19 protein-coding genes are annotated in these 17,315 nt (G+C 56.1%); 18 read left to right on the top strand and 1 reads right to left on the bottom strand.

The features are described from left to right. Positions 1–12 precede the first annotated feature (12 nt). From HZB34_13230 to HZB34_13315, 18 genes are all read left to right on the top strand, one after another. On the top strand, positions 13–1,269 hold the full coding sequence (locus tag HZB34_13230) for a Glu/Leu/Phe/Val dehydrogenase (protein ID MBI5316921.1): 1,257 nt from the start codon (positions 13–15) through the stop codon (positions 1,267–1,269). Positions 1,270–1,396: 127 nt separating this feature from the next. Further along, positions 1,397–1,690 carry a hypothetical protein gene (locus HZB34_13235; protein ID MBI5316922.1) on the top strand — a complete coding sequence of 98 codons (294 nt, stop codon included), beginning with the start codon at positions 1,397–1,399 and terminating at the stop codon, positions 1,688–1,690. Between the two features lie 8 nt (positions 1,691–1,698). Continuing rightward, positions 1,699–2,472 (top strand): hypothetical protein, encoded by a 774-nt coding sequence (locus HZB34_13240; protein ID MBI5316923.1) that lies wholly within the window; start codon positions 1,699–1,701, stop codon positions 2,470–2,472. Positions 2,473–2,614: 142 nt separating this feature from the next. Then, positions 2,615–3,367: a YebC/PmpR family DNA-binding transcriptional regulator gene (locus HZB34_13245; protein MBI5316924.1), complete on the top strand. Its 753-nt coding sequence runs from the start codon at positions 2,615–2,617 to the stop codon at positions 3,365–3,367. 100 nt (positions 3,368–3,467) lie between these two features. Then, on the top strand, positions 3,468–4,076 hold the full coding sequence (gene ruvA, locus HZB34_13250; GenBank protein MBI5316925.1) for a Holliday junction branch migration protein RuvA: 609 nt from the start codon (positions 3,468–3,470) through the stop codon (positions 4,074–4,076). A gap of 12 nt (positions 4,077–4,088) precedes the next feature. After that, positions 4,089–4,577 carry a hypothetical protein gene (locus HZB34_13255; GenBank protein ID MBI5316926.1) on the top strand — a complete coding sequence of 163 codons (489 nt, stop codon included), beginning with the start codon at positions 4,089–4,091 and terminating at the stop codon, positions 4,575–4,577. A 25-nt stretch (positions 4,578–4,602) separates the two neighbouring features. Then, entirely contained in the window at positions 4,603–5,610 is a 1,008-nt protein-coding gene (gene ruvB, locus HZB34_13260) for a Holliday junction branch migration DNA helicase RuvB (GenBank protein ID MBI5316927.1), read from the top strand. Between the two features lie 190 nt (positions 5,611–5,800). Beyond that, on the top strand, positions 5,801–6,877 hold the full coding sequence (pheA, locus tag HZB34_13265) for a prephenate dehydratase (GenBank protein ID MBI5316928.1): 1,077 nt from the start codon (positions 5,801–5,803) through the stop codon (positions 6,875–6,877). A 4-nt stretch (positions 6,878–6,881) separates the two neighbouring features. Further along, positions 6,882–7,964: a histidinol-phosphate transaminase gene (locus HZB34_13270; protein ID MBI5316929.1), complete on the top strand. Its 1,083-nt coding sequence runs from the start codon at positions 6,882–6,884 to the stop codon at positions 7,962–7,964. 152 nt (positions 7,965–8,116) lie between these two features. After that, on the top strand, positions 8,117–9,130 hold the full coding sequence (aroF, locus tag HZB34_13275) for a 3-deoxy-7-phosphoheptulonate synthase (protein MBI5316930.1): 1,014 nt from the start codon (positions 8,117–8,119) through the stop codon (positions 9,128–9,130). Then, a complete protein-coding gene (locus HZB34_13280) occupies positions 9,130–10,023 on the top strand; it encodes a prephenate dehydrogenase (GenBank protein MBI5316931.1) in 894 nt (297 codons plus the stop codon). The genes aroF and HZB34_13280 overlap by 1 nt, the downstream gene beginning before the upstream one ends. Before the next feature lie 11 nt (positions 10,024–10,034). After that, positions 10,035–11,357, top strand: coding sequence for a 3-phosphoshikimate 1-carboxyvinyltransferase (gene aroA, locus HZB34_13285; GenBank protein ID MBI5316932.1), 1,323 nt, complete (start codon positions 10,035–10,037; stop codon positions 11,355–11,357). Positions 11,358–11,380: 23 nt separating this feature from the next. Continuing rightward, positions 11,381–12,076 carry a (d)CMP kinase gene (locus tag HZB34_13290; protein MBI5316933.1) on the top strand — a complete coding sequence of 232 codons (696 nt, stop codon included), beginning with the start codon at positions 11,381–11,383 and terminating at the stop codon, positions 12,074–12,076. Next, a complete protein-coding gene (locus HZB34_13295; protein MBI5316934.1) occupies positions 12,073–12,729 on the top strand; it encodes a 1-acyl-sn-glycerol-3-phosphate acyltransferase in 657 nt (218 codons plus the stop codon). The genes HZB34_13290 and HZB34_13295 overlap by 4 nt, the downstream gene beginning before the upstream one ends. Before the next feature lie 56 nt (positions 12,730–12,785). Beyond that, positions 12,786–14,510, top strand: a complete 1,725-nt coding sequence (locus HZB34_13300) for a 30S ribosomal protein S1 (protein ID MBI5316935.1) — start codon at positions 12,786–12,788, stop codon at positions 14,508–14,510. Between the two features lie 32 nt (positions 14,511–14,542). Beyond that, positions 14,543–15,439, top strand: coding sequence for a signal peptide peptidase SppA (gene sppA / locus HZB34_13305; protein MBI5316936.1), 897 nt, complete (start codon positions 14,543–14,545; stop codon positions 15,437–15,439). A 52-nt stretch (positions 15,440–15,491) separates the two neighbouring features. Next, positions 15,492–15,773 (top strand): integration host factor subunit beta, encoded by a 282-nt coding sequence (locus HZB34_13310; protein MBI5316937.1) that lies wholly within the window; start codon positions 15,492–15,494, stop codon positions 15,771–15,773. A gap of 12 nt (positions 15,774–15,785) precedes the next feature. Beyond that, on the top strand, positions 15,786–16,787 hold the full coding sequence (locus tag HZB34_13315) for a PCP reductase family protein (GenBank protein ID MBI5316938.1): 1,002 nt from the start codon (positions 15,786–15,788) through the stop codon (positions 16,785–16,787). A 164-nt stretch (positions 16,788–16,951) separates the two neighbouring features. On the opposite strand, the gene HZB34_13320 is transcribed toward HZB34_13315, so the two are convergent. After that, positions 16,952–17,272: a hypothetical protein gene (locus HZB34_13320; GenBank protein MBI5316939.1), complete on the bottom strand. Its 321-nt coding sequence runs from the start codon at positions 17,270–17,272 to the stop codon at positions 16,952–16,954. Between the last annotated feature and the right edge of the window lie 43 nt (positions 17,273–17,315).

Here is a 17,315-nt window from a genome sequence, read left to right on the forward strand (position 1 = left end):
AAGGAACACAGGATGCACGAACTTGATACAGCAACCTTCCGTCTGGCGGTTGCACAATTCGATCAAGCGGCCGAGGCCATGGAGCTTGATCATAATTTGCGAGAACGGCTGAAACTTCCGCAACGGTCGCTGATGGTCAGTGTCCCGGTCCGGATGGATGACGGCCGGGTGGAGGTCTATACAGGCTATCGCGTCCAGCACGATTCTTCCCGGGGCCCCTCAAAAGGCGGCATTCGTTACCATCCGGATGTCAATCTTGGAGAGGTCGCGGCTCTTGCCATGTGGATGACCTGGAAATGCGCACTCGCCGACCTGCCCTACGGCGGAGCCAAAGGGGGTATTGCAATTGACCCCAAAAAATTGTCACGAGCGGAACTACAACGATTGACCAGACGCTATGCAGCAGAGATCTTCCCGTTGATTGGACCAGACAAGGACGTCCCCGCCCCGGATGTCGGGACAGACGCCCAGGTCATGGCCTGGATCATGGATACATACAGCCAGCAAGTGGGATTTGCTGTGCCGGGCGTCGTCACGGGTAAGCCCCTATCGATTGGAGGAAGCCTCGGGCGTGAGGAGGCCACCGGCCGTGGAGTCGTCTATGTCACCATAGAAGCACTTCAACACCTCAAGCTCGACATTCGAAACAGCACTGTGGCAATTCAGGGATTCGGCAACGTCGGGTTCCATACAGCCCGTATCATGCAGGAATATGGGGCCCGTGTGATCGCAGTGAGCGACGTGAACGGAGGCATCCACAATTCGAACGGGTTGAACATCTCGGAGCTCTTCACACGCTACAAAACCGGGGGCCAGTCCCTCCATGACACCAGGCTGGGGGAGTGGCTTTCCAACGACGAATTGCTCCAACTCGACTGCACCGTCCTGGTCCCTGCCGCCCTCTCCGAGCAGATCACCGAACGCAATGCCGCGAAACTGCGCTGCAGAATCCTCGCTGAAGGAGCGAACGGCCCCACGACACTGGAGGCGGATCGCATTCTACAGGACCACGGAGTCTTTATTATTCCGGACATCCTGGCCAACTCAGGCGGCGTGATCGTGTCGTACTTCGAATGGGTGCAGGATCTGCAGCGTTTTTTCTGGAAAGCGACAGATATTCAAGCTCGCCTGCAGGATATTCTCACCTCCGCCTTCCATCGGACATTGCAATTCTCTGTCTCCAAGAACACCTCTATGCGCATGGCTGCCTTGATGAGTGGGATTGACAAAGTCGCTCAAGCTCACCTCCATCGTGGACTCTATCCGTGAGTTCCCCATACGCATGATTGAAGGAGAATGCAGGGGCTTGGCCCCCTCACTCTTGCAGTCCTCTTACTGGATGCGCTAGGGTGGCCCGGCTATAGCCGAGTCGGAAGGGATGAAAGAGGCCTTCGGGATGGATCGAGACGTCGTGTTGTCCCTTTGGGAAGCCCACAAGAAGGAGCGATGGCCGCAAGTGGGAAACCTGCACGAGGGACCGCTGATGACCCTCGATACAGTGATCAGCGGGTGCGTGGTGTATTTCCTCGATAGCCCTGAAGGCCTTGACGCCCAGCGGATCGGGATCCTCGAAGATTGTGTCGCCGATCTGGATAATCTGACCGACGAACTTGAAGAAGGCTGTCGGCCATACTTTCAACGGCTCCGGCACCTCGGAGCCCTCCTCATCCCCACCCAACACACCAGCTAGAGTTTCCCTTGAAACGGCGGCCACTTGCATCGTGGGTGGAACTTCAAGTCCCGCGTGGGTGGCTATCGATCGTCCTGGTTGGTCTCTGCATGATGCTTCTCATCAACACAGCTCCACTCTATGCCCAGCCAGGCGAAGGCTCACCCGCTCACGGGCACGATCATCATGGGACAAGCGTGAGTGGATGGGAAGGTTCAACCCAGGGCGTGGCCTATTCGGAGTTTAACCATCATCTCGTTGGAATATTGGTTCTGATCATCGGCCTGAGCGAGCTGCGCCAGGCGCTGGCAACGCCGTTCTGGGCTTGGACTAGGTTTCTTCTGCCGGGAGCTCTGCTCACCACAAGCTTGTACCTCTTCATCTGGAGTGACCATGAAGCTTGGCCCATCGGCTCGCTCAGTTTCATGGAAACGTTCTTCGGCAGTGACTCGGAGATTTTTCAGCATAAGAGTTACGCGATCTTGTCGTTGATGGTGGGAGTGATCGAGCTGTTCCGTCGACTTGGAACCATTGGTCATACGGTGTGGGTCACACCCCTGCCGTTGTTTGCCGTCATCGGAGGATTGATGTTGTTCGGCCACTCACACGGTCTCCATCCCTCGGCTGCTCGAATCGCCTTGGACCATACGATTATGGGCACGATGTCGGTGACGGCGGGGTCGTGTAAATTACTGTCCGATTGGTTCCGCGCCTCGACTCACAAGGGTTCTTCTCGATGGGAGTTACTCTGGGCCCTGTTGATTCTGTTCATCGGAGTACAGCTGTTGCAGTATTCAGAGTAATTTACCCTGCCGCGGTACGGCTTCCGGCATAATTGACAGCCTTCCAAACCCTGTGCTACGAGTACGAACTCTCAGCGAATGAAATAATGAAATGGTGTTTGAGAGTAGTCGGATTCCCTGAGTCCCGCTACATGGAGTAGGTATGGGTGGACATAGCCATTGGGCAACGGTCAAACGGCACAAGGGGGCCCAAGACGCCAAGCGCGGAAAGATCTTCACACGAATTATCCGCGAGGTGGCAATTGCGGCTCGCTCGGGCGCCGATCCAGATGGTAATCCGCGGCTCCGGTTGGCTATCTCGAAGGCAAAAGAAGCCAACATGCCCGGCGATACGCTGAAAAAAGCCATTCAGCGAGGCACGGGAGAATTGCCCGGCTTGGTGTATGAAGAATTCACTCTGGAAGCTTATGGGCCCGGAGGAACCGGTATATTGATGGAAATTACCAGTGACAACCGCAATCGCACCGTTGCCGAGCTACGAAACCTCCTCACGAAAAATCACGGCAATATGGCAGAAGCGGGCGCCGTCTCCTGGCAGTTTCATAAAAAGGGGCTGCTCACGGTTGAGAAGCACAGCGTCGACGAAGATACCCTCTTGTCTCTTGTCCTTGATGCAGGAGCGGAGGACGTGAAGGTGGGAGAGAAGAGCTTTGAAATCCTCACAGATCCGCACTACTTTGAGCAGGTCAAGAAAGCCCTCGGGGATGCCAAGATCAATACTACGCTTGCGGATGTAACATTTGTTCCTCAGAACACCATCAGACTAGAGGAAAAGTCAGCCGAACAAATGCTCAAGTTGATGGAGGTCTTGGACGAACATGATGATGTACAGAAAGTTCATGCGAACTTCGATATTTCCGATGAGGTGATGGAGAAAGTAGCCGCCGCTGGATGAACGACAGCGGTAGCTGCTCAGGCGTTGAGGCTGAAGGTCGGAGTTCAGAATGCTTCAGCCTTCAACCTGAACACCTTCAGCCTATGTTGCCTCTTAGAGTATGATCGCTTTATTGACAGGCCGATTGGCCTTCAAGGCACCGACTCATCTGGTCCTCGACGTTCAGGGGGTCGGCTACGAAGTGTTTATTCCTCTCAGTTCCTACTATGGGTTACCGAATCTTAGCGAGAATACCTCGCTGAGCGTCCACACCCATGTCCGGGAAGACGCCATTCAACTCTTCGGATTTCTCACGTCGCAAGAGAAAGAGGCTTTTGTGCTGCTGACCAGCGTGTCCGGGGTCGGACCCAAATTGGCGCTCAGCGTACTGTCGGCTCTTCCAGTGTCCGATCTGGTGTCGGCGATTCAGTCAGAAAATGTCGAAAAGCTGACGACGGTTCCAGGGATCGGGAACAAGTCGGCAAGCCGACTCGTGTTGGAGCTCAAGGACAAAGTGGGAAAGCTCCATCCCAGCCTCTTGTCTGCAAATGATTCACCCGGGCAGGGACAAGACGTGACCTTCGACGACGCGTTGTCGGCGCTCGTGAATTTGGGTTATCGCCCACAAGATGCCAAAGATGCGCTCAAACAGGTGAAGAAGTTCAATCCCGCATCCATTGTGCTTAAAGATATGATTCGTGAGTCTCTGAAAGAGTTGGCAAAGAGATAAGAAGAGAGCGACATGATGACCAGAGTGATTCAGCTGACAGCTCGGATGTTCTTGCCCATCGGGCTGGTGGTGTTCTTCTTGGGGCTATGGAACTTACCCGGGCAAGCCGAAGAGCCGAATGAGCCCAAAAGCATTCGCAAGACGTGTGGTACATGTCCTGAAGGCTACGCTACCACCGGCGTGACAGAGGCTAAAGAGATCTGCAAGGACGGCGACCCCACCCTTGTTCAGTGTGTCCCGCTAGGAGCGAATCTTCTGTCCGTCTGCGGATCATGCCCCGACGGTTATCGTGAAATCGGCAATTCAAATGTGCCGGCTCGCTGTGGAAATCGGGAGGGAGGGCGTCTCACCCAATGTCAGTTGGAGAAGCTGGAACTGAACCTTCCGGATCCGACCCAAGGAGGAAAGATATGCCCGCCGGACTGCGGGGGTACAGCAACACCCGGGCAAGGCGCCTTGCCGCCTCCCCCCAAGTACCTTCCAACACCGGAGAAGAAATAAGACCACCGAGAGAGAGTCCGCTACGATGGTTGAGCGAGTCGTCGGTACGCAGATCACGGACGAAGAGAGAAGTGTCGAGGCTGTGCTGCGTCCGCAGACCCTGGAAGAGTATGTTGGCCAGGAGCGGATGAAAGAATCCCTTCGGATCTGTATCGAGGCGGCTAAGCAGCGGGAGGAAGCGCTCGATCACACAATTTTTTACGGCCCCCCTGGGTTGGGGAAGACGACCATCGCCCACATCATTGCTCGCGAGATGGGGACCGCACTCCGCTCAACCTCTGGGCTCGTGTTGGCCCATGCGGGCGACTTAGCCGCCATCCTGACGAACCTCCAAGAGCACGATGTTCTGTTCATCGACGAGATTCACCGTCTCCCTGCCGCTGTTGAGGAAGCGCTTTATCCGGCGATGGAGGACTACCAGCTTGATCTCGTGATCGGCCAGGGGCCTGCTGCCAGGACGGTGAAATTAGATCTCCCCCGATTTACGCTCGTCGGGGCCACCACGAGGGCCGGTGCCCTGACCTCTCCCCTTCGTGACCGATTTGGGCTTGTTCACCGCCTGGACTTTTATTCTCCGATGGAGTTGCAGACGATTGTGACACGCTCGGCTGGAGTCCTCGGGATCCCGATCGATTCCGAGGGAGCGAGCGAGATTGCCGGTCGCGCTCGCGGAACCCCACGCATCGTGAACCGGCTGATCAAACGGGTACGCGACTATGCCCAGATCAAGGCGGCGGGACGAATTACCCAGACTGTGGCCCAGGACGCATTGACATGGCTGGGCGTTGATACGGGGGGGTTCGATGAGATGGATCGTCAGATTCTTCTCACCATCATTGACAAGTTTGCTGGAGGACCGGTCGGGGTGGAATCCCTGGCTGCTGCGGTCCAGGAGGATAAGGGCACGCTCGAAGATGTCCATGAGCCCTATCTGATTCAGGCCGGCTTTCTCGAACGAACCGGCCGTGGCCGCCAAGCCACGAAGCGCGCCTACGACCATTTTAAGAAGCCGATCTCCCCTCTTTTCTCGTGATAAGCCTGGCCGCTGTTACGTCCTCCTAATCGAGACGTGAACAGCCGGGACCATTCTGCAAGCCCATGAAACGTTGAAGGTCTCCTTGCATTGCCAGGAATGGTTCCTGTATCATTTATGACTTGGCCTGCTCCCTTCCAGCGTAAGGAGGGAAGCCCATATCCATGGGTGGGAAGAGGGGGAATTAGTTGTGTCCGGGGACTTCTCCAACTACCGGAAAGAAATCGATCGCATCGATGATGAGATCTTGCGCCTGTTGAATGAGCGGTCCAAGAGTGTCATCGAAATCGGCAAGATCAAGAAACAGAAAGATTCGGGTGCCAATCTCCATACCCCGGCGCGGGAGGCGGCGATCATCGAGCGCCTCGTGCGACAGAACTCCGGACCATTTCCATCCGAGGCCATTCGGCCAGTCTATCGAGAAATCATGTCCGCCTCCCTCTCGCTCGAAGGCCCTCAGAAGGTTGCCTATCTGGGCCCTAGGGCTACGTTTACGCACATGGCCTGTGTGCAAAAATTCGGGTCGTCCGCTCAATATATTCCGGCCAATAGCATCAGAGAGGTATTCAGTGAAGTCGAACGAGGGCGCGTCAATTTTGGAGTAGTCCCGATCGAGAATACGACAGAAGGTGTGGTGACCCACACGCTTGATATGTTCATTGATTCCGAGCTTCTGATCTATGGCGAGGTACTCCAAGAAGTCTCCCATCACTTGATGTCGAAATCCGGCGTGATGGGAGATGTGAAAACCATCCACTCTCATCCCCAAGCCATTGCCCAATGTCGCAACTGGCTGGAAACCAACCTGCCCGATGTGCCCTGGTCGGAAGTGGCGAGCACCGCACGTGCCGCAGAGCTGTGCGTGGAAAATCCCGCTGTTGCCGCTATTGCCTCAGAGTTGGCGGCCCAGTTGTACGGCTTGAAGGTCATTAAGTCCCGCATCGAAGATAATTTGAACAACATGACCCGCTTCCTGGTCCTGTCTCAGAAACCGCCCGAGCGTACGGGAAAGGATAAGACCTCCTTGATGCTCTCAGTGAAAGATAAAGTCGGCGCCCTGTATGATCTACTCAGGCCTTTTGCCTCTCATGGCCTGAGCCTGACCAAGATCGAATCGCGCCCTTCCAGACGAAAAGCCTGGGAGTACATCTTCTTCGTTGATGTCGAAGGACACATCCAGGAAGACCGGGTCAAGAAAGCCGTCGATGAAATCGTTGGCCGCTGCCTGTTTATGAAAGTCCTCGGATCCTATCCAGCCCACAGTTGATGTCATGGCACTGAACGTCCATCCAGATATTGCCTCACTGAGTCCCTACGTTCCCGGGAAACCGATTGAGGAGCTGCAACGGGAACTGGGCCTCACACGCGTCATTAAACTGGCCTCTAACGAGAACCCCTTGGGCTCATCTCCGAAGGCCCTCACGGCGTTACGTGAGGGGAGCTCGGCCCTGCATCGCTACCCAGACGGCGGTGCATTCCGCCTGCGTGAAGCCCTGGCAAATCATTGGAAGGTGACACTGGATCACGTCATTCTCGGGAATGGATCGGATGAAATCTTGGGCCTGCTCGCCCGCACGTTTTTGGCCCCGGGAGACGAAGCGGTCATGGCCGATCAGACCTTCGTCATCTATAAGATGGAAGTCACGGCAGCCCACGGAAAGCCTGTCGTCGTCCCATTGAAGCAGTGGAGACACGACCTTCAGGCAATGGCGGCCGCTGTCACCGACCGAACAAGGCTCTTGTTCCTCTGTAACCCCAATAATCCAACCGGCACGATGGTGACAGCCGATGAAGTCGAACTGCTGCTCTCGCGCGTGCCTGCCCATGTGGTCGTGGTGTTCGACGAAGCCTATTTTGAATATGTCAGGAGCCAGCAGTTTCCGGACTCCATGGCGTATGTGAGACTGGGACGGAATGTGATTGTGCTGCGGACTTTTTCGAAGATCTACGGCCTCGCTGGATTGCGAATCGGGTACGGTGTCGCGACAGCGGAGATCATTAGTTTCTTGAATCGAGTGCGCCCTCCCTTCAACGCCAATAGCCTCGCGCAGCGCGCCGCGCGCGCCGCCCTCGGTGACGAGGAACATGTGGCCCGGAGCCGGGCGGTGAATGAAGCAGGGATGAGGCAGATGGTCAATGGATTGTCCTCGCTTGGGTTTACCCCAATCCCAAGCGAAGCGAATTTTGTCTATGTTGACGTCGGACGTGACGGCCGGGCGGTATTTGAGGCCCTGCTGAGGGAAGGCATCATCATTCGTCACATTGATGGGCCTATGGTTCGAGTGACCATTGGCCTCGAGGAAGAAAACAGGGAATTCTTGGCTGCACTCAAGCGGGTGATCCACTCGCATTGAGTGCCTAGTAATCACGCAGGATGCTCAAAAAGGCTGTTCAGCAAGGCCGCAGCGAGCGAAGAGGCGAGGCGTACGCTTCGGTACGTTGAGCCTCTGAGCGAAGCGAGAACGATGCTGGCGGACTTTTTCAGCATCCTGCTAGTGAGGGCAACATGATTATCGTACTAAAACCAGAGGCAAGCGAACGGGAAGTCGACCATATTATCGATCGACTGCGTGAACTGGGGCTGAAGTCGCAACTGTCGACTGGTCAGGAGCGGACGATCATCGGGGTTGTCGGCGACGATCGGATACTGCACAACCAACCCCTCACGGCCATGCCGGGTGTTGAAAGCGTGTTGCCGATTCTCGCGCCCTGGAAACTTGTCAGCCGAGAGTTTAAGCGTGAAGGCACGGTTATCGATGTCAGCGGCAGGAAGGTGGGGGGCAGCAAACTGATCATCATGGCGGGACCCTGCGCGGTAGAACGGCTCGAAGTCACGGTCGGCATCGCTCACGAAGTCAAGGCGGCCGGAGCGAGTATTTTGCGCGGCGGCGCCTACAAGCCTCGGACCTCGCCCTATTCCTTTCAGGGGTTGGGACGTGAAGGATTGGATTATCTGGTTGAGGCCAGAAAACAAACCGGGTTGCCGGTGGTCAGCGAGATTCTAGATACCCGTGATATCGAGCTGTTTCTCGAAAAAGCCGACATAATCCAGATTGGCGCCCGCAACATGCAGAATTTTGAGCTCCTCAAGGAGGTTGGGGCCTACGACAAGCCGGTGCTCTTGAAGCGGGGGCTTTCGGCGACGATCAAAGAATTTCTCCTGTCGGCAGAATACATCATGTCCCGAGGGAATCCGAACGTCATACTGTGTGAACGGGGGATCAGGACCTTCGAAACGCAATATCGCAATACACTCGATCTCGCTGCTGTTCCTACCTTGAAAGAACTCTCGCATTTGCCCGTCATCGTCGACCCCAGCCATGCCACAGGGAAATGGAATCTGGTGGCGCCGATGTCGAAAGCTGCAGTGGCCGCGGGAGCAGATGGCATCCTGATCGAAGTCCATTCGAACCCGGAATGTGCGCTGTGCGACGGTGAAGAATCCATAAAGCCGAGTCAGTTCAAGGAACTGATGCGGGACATGGGAAAGATTGCCGTCGCAGTCGGTCGTGAACTGTAATGGCGCTGCATTTCACCCAAGTCGCAATCATCGGAGTGGGGCTGATCGGTGGATCGCTCGGCATGATACTTCGTCGAAAGGGGTTGGCGGCAAATGTCATCGGGGTCGGGAGGAGTGTCGGGAACTTGAAAACAGCGGTCGAACTTGGCGCGATCGATCGTTTCGTGCGCGCTGCCAAAGATGGAGTGGAGAATGCCGACCTAGTCGTGTTGGCCACACCGGTTGACACCTATGATCGCCACCTGACTGAGTGGGCATCATGCCTAAAAAAAGGCGCCATTGTGACCGACGTCGGAAGCGTAAAGGGTCGGCTGGTCGAACAGGCTGAACGGGCCATGCCGGAGGGGGTCCATTTTGTCGGAGCCCATCCCATTGCCGGCAAGGAAAAGACCGGCGTGGCGGCCGGATCTGATCAGCTCTTTGTCGGTGCACGCTGCATCATCACTCCGACGGACCGGACGGACCCCCAGGCGCTTGAACGGGTCCGCACGATGTGGGAGGAAACCGGCTCCGTGGTGCTCACAATGGATGCCCATCTGCATGACAAAATTCTCGGAGCGGTGAGCCATTTGCCTCATGTGGTGGCCTTTGCCTTGATCAATGCCCTCGCTGAAATTCGCGACCGACAAATTCCCGCACTCGATCTGGCGGGCCACTCGGGCGGCGGGTTGCGGGACACGACCAGGATTGCCGCGAGCTCCCCAGAAATGTGGCGCGATATTTTCCTCTGGAACCGAGACAATTTGGTCACGTTCATTGAGGCCTATGAACGTTCGTTGAGCCAATTGAAACAGTTCATTCGAGTCGGTGATGTCACAGGTATCGAGAAAGAACTTGAGCGGGCCAAGCAGGAAAGAGAAAAATTCTCTGTGCGACCTGCTCCGTCTGCATAGCACCTATCTATATGGCAACTTTGACTGTCACGCCAGGCCGACCATTACGGGGAACGATTTCTGTCCCGGGCGATAAGTCGATCACCCATCGTGCCATCATCATGACAGCCTTGGCGAACGGGGTCAGTTCGGTTGCGGGTTATTGTCGAGGCGAAGACTGTCTCAATACGATGCGCGCATTCCAGACTCTCGGAGTACGTATCGATGAATCGGCCGAGGAGCTACGTGTCTACGGCAAGGGACTCTGGGGCTTGACCGAGCCGAGTGGGCCGATTGATTGCGGAAACTCGGGAACGGGCATTCGACTCTTGACCGGCCTGCTCGCAGGACAGGATTTTTTTACGGTACTGACCGGCGACGAATCGATTCGTCGCCGACCAATGGGGCGGATCGTCAAGCCCTTGCGGGAAATGGGAGCTACCATCGCCGGACGCAAGGGCGGTGAACTCGCCCCCTTAGCGGTAACGGGAAGTCGTCTCCGCGCAATCAACTACACCTCGCCGGTGGCGAGCGCGCAGATCAAGTCAGCATTGTTACTCGCAGCCTTGTTCGCCGAAGGAACGACCCGTGTGACGGAGCCGCGTCTCTCGCGTGACCATACGGAACGGTTGTTCCAGTCTTTTGGTATTGCCCTTCGACGGGAAGGGCCGACCCTGCTGATTGACGGACAGCCGTCGGTTGGGTGGAGTGCGGCACCACGATTGGTTGTACCGGGTGACTTCTCTGCCGCCGCATTCTTTATCGTCGGCGCGACGATCATTCCCGGCTCGGACGTGACGATTCAACAGGTGGGAGTCAACCCGACCAGAACCGGCCTATTGGACGTGCTGACGAGGATGGGCGCAGACATTCAATTGCTCAATCAACGGGAAGAGGCAGGAGAGCCGGTTGCCGACATCCGAGTGAGGTCTGCGAGGCTGCGCGGAGTGGCAGTCAGGCCGGACTCGATTCCACAGACGATCGATGAATTTCCCATCCTCTGTGTCGCGGCCGCAGTCGCAGAGGGCCAAACGGTCGTCTCAGGGGCCGAAGAATTGCGGGTCAAAGAGAGCGATAGGATAGCGACAATGTCGGCAGAACTGCGCGCAATGGGGGCGCAGATCACGGAGAATCCCGACGGGATGGTTGTGCGAGGACTTGGCACGACAGAAGATAACGGTCGGCTGCAGGGTGCCCATGGCCGTAGCCATGGGGACCACCGGGTGGCGATGTCATTGGCCATCGCGGGTTTGACCGCGCCCACGCCAACCCTGATTGACGAGACGGACTGTATCGAAACATCATTTCCGACATTTCATCACACACTCCTGGAATTATTGACTGAACGCCGCTGAGGGCTATAATACGAGGCCATGACGTGGGTTATGTTGCTGAGGACAAGCAAGCGAGCCGCCTGATTATCGCGATCGATGGTCCAGCCGGTGTCGGCAAGAGTACGGTGGCCCGGTTATTGGCTTCTCGGTTGGGCTATCTGTATCTCGACACCGGCGCCCTCTACCGGGCGGTGGCGTGGGCTGTTCTTGAATCTGGCCGGGACCCTACGGATGCCGAGGCGGTCGCCGCTCTGTTACCCACCCTCTCGCTCCAGGTGCAGTTCCATCACGGAACCGCAACGGTATTGGTCAACGGCAAGGACGTGAGTGGTGGCCTACGAACGCCTGCGGTGTCGGCCACTGCGTCGGTAGTCTCGGCCATTCCAGCGGTTCGGGCCTGGCTGCTGCCCATCCAGCAACAAATCGGACAAGACGGGGCGGTAGTGGCTGAGGGACGGGACATGGGAACGAACGTGTTCCCCGCGGCAGACGTGAAGTTTTTCCTTGAAGCGGATCCGACTGTCAGGGCTCAACGCAGACATCGGGAACTCGTTGCAGCGGGACATTCCAAGGCTCTTGAAGAGACGACAGCCGACTTGGCGGGACGGGATACCAGAGATCGTTCCCGCTCAACCGCCCCGTTAGTTCCCGCTGAAGATGCCCGGTTCATCGACACCTCGATATTGTCCGTCGCGGAGGTCGTGGACCAGATGATGGCTGTGATTGCGGCCAGGTTGTGAGTTCGGTCCTCTATGGGATCCTGTGGATCCTTTCCAGGACCATCGGCTGGCTCTGTTTTCACTATCGAGTCGTTGGTTCAGTGCCCCGCACCGGTGGGTTCATCGTTGCGGCGAACCACGCCAGCTACCTGGATATTCCGCTCCTAGGTTGTGGGATGCGGCGGCGGGCCTGGTATTTGGGGCGCAGTGATCTTTTTCCGATACCGGGCATGAACCAGATTCTGCAGTGGCTGGGGTGGATTCCACTGCGGACCGGTCGATTGGACCGTGATGCATTTGGTAAAGCAGTGACGCTGATCAAGGAAGGAAAGGTCGTGGTGATCTTTCCGGAGGGCACACGCAGCCAGGACGGTCGATTACAACGTCCCAAACCCGGGATCGGTGTGATTGTTGCCCAAACCGGTTGCCCCGTGGTGCCGGCCTATTTGAAGGGCACATATGATGCTTTACCAACGGGAGCCAAGTGGCCGCGCTTCCGTCCTGTGACCGTTCTCTACGGAGATCCCCTGACGTTTCCCCGGAGTGGGGAATCAGGAGAGTCTAGGCAGTTTTATCAGGAGGTGAGCCGCACCGTGATGGATCGTATCGCCTCCTTAGGTGCCGTGGAATCACCGACCCAGCAGTCCAGTGCCGACATTCGCAACGCTGAGTGAATGCCGGTGTATAACTATCAGCACCCGACTCCGGTCGGAAGAGTAGGATTCATATCATGAGTACGGCTTCGCCATCGAGTGATCAGCAATTAGATCGAGCAGCCTTAGCAGCCCTGTACGAGGAGACCTTCAAAAACCTCGAAGAGGGCACCATTACTGAAGGCCGCGTTGTCGCCGTGACCAAAGACAAAGTGGTCGTCGACATCGGCTACAAGTCCGAAGGCATGATTCCGAACGATCAGTTCTCCGCCGAGGAGCTTCAGAACATCAAGGTGGACGATCGGTTTCAAGTCTATATCGAGGAGTGTGAAGACGCGGACGGCAACTTGGTTCTGTCCAAGGAAAAAGCCGACAAGATGAAGATTTGGGAAGAGCTGGAAAAGCTCTTCAATGACGGGAAAAGCATCGACGGCAAGATCGTCGCGCGAATCAAAGGCGGCATGATGGTGGACATCGGCGTCAAGGCGTTTCTACCTGGCTCACAGATCGACCTTCATCCGGTGCGAGATCTTGACGGGCTGGTCGGGCGCACGTTTCCGCTCAAGATCATCAAGATCAATCATCGGCGCGGCAACGTCGTGGTATCCAGACGCGTGCTCTTGGAAGAGACGAGGGATTCGAAACGCAAGACGACCCTCTCCACGTTGAAGGAAGGGCAATTGATTCAAGGCGTGGTGAAGAACATTACGGATTACGGGGCCTTCATCGACCTCGGCGGTATCGACGGACTCCTCCACATCACGGACATGTCCTGGGGCCGTGTCGGCCATCCGTCAGAAATGTTCAACATAGGCGACAAGGTGGAAGTGAGCGTGCTCAAATACGATCGAGAGACTGGACGCATTTCGCTCGGCTTGAAACAAAAGAGCGCCGACCCCTGGACCGGCGTAGCCACTAAGTATGCGATTGGCACCCGTGTCCGAGGTCGTGTCGTGAGCCTGACCGACTACGGGGCATTCATCGAGCTCGAGCCCGGTGTCGAAGGACTCGTGCATGTCTCCGTCATGTCATGGACGCACGAGGTGCGCCACCCGTCACGCGTCGTATCTATCGGGGATCAGGTCGAAGCGGCAGTACTGAATGTGGATACAGCCAGCAGGAAGATTTCGCTCGGCATGAAACAGACTGCGCCAAACCCTTGGGATATGGTTGAAGGGAAGTACGCCATCGGCACGCGCATCGAAGGAAAAGTGAAGAGTCTTACTGACTTTGGCGCGTTCGTTGGACTCGAAGAGGGCATCGACGGATTGATCCACATTTCCGACATGTCTTGGACCAAGCACATCAAGCATCCCTCCGAACTCTTCAAGAAGGGGCAGAAGGTAGAAGCTGTAGTCTTACGGATCGATAAGGAAAAGGAACGGCTCTCGCTCGGCTATAAGCAACTCAAGAGCGATCCATGGGACGACGAGATTCCGAGCCGGTTTACTGTTGGGGATGTGGCAGTGGGGAAGGTGAGCAAGGTCGCCGACTTCGGCATTTTCGTCGAGTTGGAAGGGGGAGTCGAAGGGTTGATTCACATCAGCGAGGCCGGTCTCGACCAACAGGCTAAGCTCGAAGAGAAATTCAAGCTGATGGATGAGGTGACGGCCAAGATCATCAAGGTCGATCGTGAAGAACGGAAGATCGCACTCAGCCTACGCGACCATGAACTGGATACCGATCGCCGTAAGGTGGATGAATTTCATGCCACGCAAGGTGCGTTGGACCAAAGCTTGGGTCGTGCCGCGAAGCAGAACCGGAAGCCACGTCAAGGCGAGGACGATAACGAGGTGCGATGATGCACCATATCTCGGTGTAGGCAAGCAGAACCATGAGTGATGAAACGATCGAAAGACCGGCCAAGCGAGGGATCCTGCGCAGAGTATTCTGGGCACTCGGCATCGGGCTGGGTTTACTGTTTCTGATGAACCTATTTTTCCCCGACCTCGACATGTCGATGGAGGACCGGGTTGGATTGATTCGTATCGAAGGTGTGATTGTGGATGCGCAATCCACCATCGGCGAATTAAAGCGTTTTGCCGACAATCCCTCCATTAAAGCCATTGTATTGCGAATCGACAGTCCGGGAGGTGGGGTCGTCCCGTCCCAAGAAATACATGATGCAGTCCGGCGGGTTCGGAACAAGAGCAACAAGACAGTGATCGCATCGATGGGTACGGTGGCGGCCTCAGGAGGATACTATATTGCCGTCGCGACCGATCGGATCATGGCCAATTCAGGGACATTGACGGGGAGCATCGGCGTGATCATGGAAATGGCGAACGTTGAAGGACTGCTCCAGAAGATCGGGGTCGAAGGTGTGGTGATTAAAAGTGGGCGCTTCAAGGATGTGGGGTCGCCACTCCGGAAGATGGGCGATGAAGAGCGTGAGCTGCTCCAATCCGTCATGGATGATGTCCATAGACAGTTCATCGAGGCAGTGGCGGAAGGACGGGGACTCGACGTGGCGGCTGTGCAGGCTTTGGCGGACGGTCGAATCTTCACGGGCCGTCAAGCCAAAGCCTCTAAGCTGGTGGACGAACTCGGCGATCTCCAAGCGGCAATCCAGCTTGCGGCAGATGTCGCCGGCATCGAAGGTGAGCCGAAAGTCATTGAGCCACGCCGGCGATTTTCAATAAGAGAGTTGATCGAATCACGATTGTCCGGGCTCTTTCCGAAGCTGGACTTTTACTCCGGGGTCAGCCTTAAATATCTTCTGGCATTCTAGCGCGATCAGATCGACGGATAGGCCGATTCATCATCACGAAGGGGGATCCAACATGACGAAGGCCCAAATCATCGAGCGCGTATCGGAACAGGTCACAACTTTGACGAAACGGCAGGCGGAAGTTGTCGTCAATACGATATTCGACTGTGTGCGAGATTCATTGAAGAACGGCGATAAGACAGAAATTCGAGGGTTCGGAAGTTTCCGGTTAAGGGCTCGCCGCATGAAAGAAGGACGGAATCCTAAGACCGGAGCCACGGTGGCGGTCCCTGCCAAGAAAGTTCCTTTTTTCAAGGCCGGCAAGGAATTGAAAGAACTCCTGAACCAGTCATAACAGGACGCTCGCATGAACGCACCAGAACCCCATGACGCGGTCGGGATCGATATCCGCTGGACGGATGAGGCCTCCACCCGTCTAGAACGGGCACCGCTGTTCTTGCGGGGAATGGTTCGTCGTCTAGCCGAGAAAAAGGCCCGCGAACTTGGCTGCCCAGAGATTACGGGAGAGCTACTCGATCAGTTCAAAAACCAAATGATGGGAGGGATGGGTGGAGAGTCCGGCATCGCGGAAGCAGCGGCTGTGATGGCGGAAGGCCGGTTGCCTTGGACCGCTGCCGCGAAAGAACGGTTGAGCGGCGTTCCTGAGTTCATGCGAGGTATGATCAAGCAGATTGCTGAAGAAGTCGCCAAGAAAGATGGCCACCTGGAAGTCAATATCGACCTTTTTACAAAGGTCGAGGCCATGGGGGATATCCGTGAAGCGGCGGCGGCTTCTCTTCCATGGACGGAGGGGGCCTTGGCAAGATTGCAGGACAAATTGAAGCAATCGCCTCCGATCGCAGCCGAGTTTGTGACCGATATGCTCAAGCGGGATACCGAAGACTTGGCGCGAGAAAAAGGGATCGCCCAAATTGACGAGCAGGTTCTGGTACAGCTATGGGATGAACCTCAAGAACGTGTGACGTGGGCGGATGAAGCATGGAAACGGTTGCAGACATCGCCGGATTTCGTGCGGAGTGGCATCCGGAAAGCCGCTGAGCGGCGAGCCCGAAAACTGGGGCTCAAGGAAATCGACTCCGACCATCTGACCACATTTCGCAATCAGGCGATGATGAAGGCCGTGAAACGGATCCGTTCGTTCGGATACAACGAACTGACGTTTGAGGCCTTCGATACAGCGCTAGAGCAAACCAAGCGCCTACAAGGGAATGAGCAGGCGGAAAAACGGCTCCAGGAAATTCGTGGGCATTTTGCCGATCCTGATACGAAGAAGCCGGAGGGTGGCACACTCGGCGCCGATCTGATGGACCGCTTCCGCAGGTACCTGAAAGGAGAAGGAACTCTCTAGAACGAATCCCGCGACTCGCCATAGCTGTGCTCCCAGCAGGTCTTCCCGTCCACGATCTCAATCTGAACACATCGGGTCTTTCAGACGCCTCACGGCTGATCCTTATCGATTAGCTGACGAATCGTGATGAGGGTGAGGCCGTTTGTAGGCGGCCTCTGTTACGATCAGTGGACAGCCGTCTCTTGCGGCCAGAATTTGTGTCGGATTTGAGGAAGTGGCTCGTTATCCAAATTCGGGATGTCGTAGAGACAGCGATCAATCGTCGCTACCTCCTCTTCTGTCAGGTCCAAGGTGATCCTCTTCTTCCAAAACTGATCGAGCGTAAAATAATCACCCGACTGGGGCTTTTCAGCCAAGAGTGCTTTCATCTTCTCGAAGCCTGCCGTGTCTACCCCAGGGACCCGACCGTTATTGCGGTCGTGACACCAATGCAGTATCTCGGCAATTCCATACATCGATAGCTCAATCTTCACTGTCTTGCTCATAGATTCCTCCTTCTCCAGGTGCTTATTGTACCCCAACCATTGC

It is taken from the genome of Nitrospirota bacterium (assembly GCA_016219645.1).
Classification (GTDB): Bacteria; Nitrospirota; Nitrospiria; order Nitrospirales; family Nitrospiraceae; genus Palsa-1315.

Coding starts and splice junctions, on each gene's coding strand:
- HZB34_13230 (MBI5316921.1), top strand. CDS start 13: ATGCACGAACTTGATACAGCAACCTTCCGTCTGGCGGTTGCACAATTC.
- HZB34_13300 (MBI5316935.1), top strand. CDS start 12,786: ATGAGTACGGCTTCGCCATCGAGTGATCAGCAATTAGATCGAGCAGCC.
- HZB34_13270 (MBI5316929.1), top strand. CDS start 6,882: ATGGCACTGAACGTCCATCCAGATATTGCCTCACTGAGTCCCTACGTT.
- aroF (MBI5316930.1), top strand. CDS start 8,117: ATGATTATCGTACTAAAACCAGAGGCAAGCGAACGGGAAGTCGACCAT.
- ruvB (MBI5316927.1), top strand. CDS start 4,603: ATGGTTGAGCGAGTCGTCGGTACGCAGATCACGGACGAAGAGAGAAGT.
- aroA (MBI5316932.1), top strand. CDS start 10,035: ATGGCAACTTTGACTGTCACGCCAGGCCGACCATTACGGGGAACGATT.
- sppA (MBI5316936.1), top strand. CDS start 14,543: ATGAGTGATGAAACGATCGAAAGACCGGCCAAGCGAGGGATCCTGCGC.
- HZB34_13320 (MBI5316939.1), bottom strand. CDS start 17,272: ATGAGCAAGACAGTGAAGATTGAGCTATCGATGTATGGAATTGCCGAG.
- ruvA (MBI5316925.1), top strand. CDS start 3,468: ATGATCGCTTTATTGACAGGCCGATTGGCCTTCAAGGCACCGACTCAT.
- HZB34_13255 (MBI5316926.1), top strand. CDS start 4,089: ATGATGACCAGAGTGATTCAGCTGACAGCTCGGATGTTCTTGCCCATC.
- HZB34_13310 (MBI5316937.1), top strand. CDS start 15,492: ATGACGAAGGCCCAAATCATCGAGCGCGTATCGGAACAGGTCACAACT.
- HZB34_13245 (MBI5316924.1), top strand. CDS start 2,615: ATGGGTGGACATAGCCATTGGGCAACGGTCAAACGGCACAAGGGGGCC.
- HZB34_13235 (MBI5316922.1), top strand. CDS start 1,397: ATGGATCGAGACGTCGTGTTGTCCCTTTGGGAAGCCCACAAGAAGGAG.
- HZB34_13280 (MBI5316931.1), top strand. CDS start 9,130: ATGGCGCTGCATTTCACCCAAGTCGCAATCATCGGAGTGGGGCTGATC.
- HZB34_13315 (MBI5316938.1), top strand. CDS start 15,786: ATGAACGCACCAGAACCCCATGACGCGGTCGGGATCGATATCCGCTGG.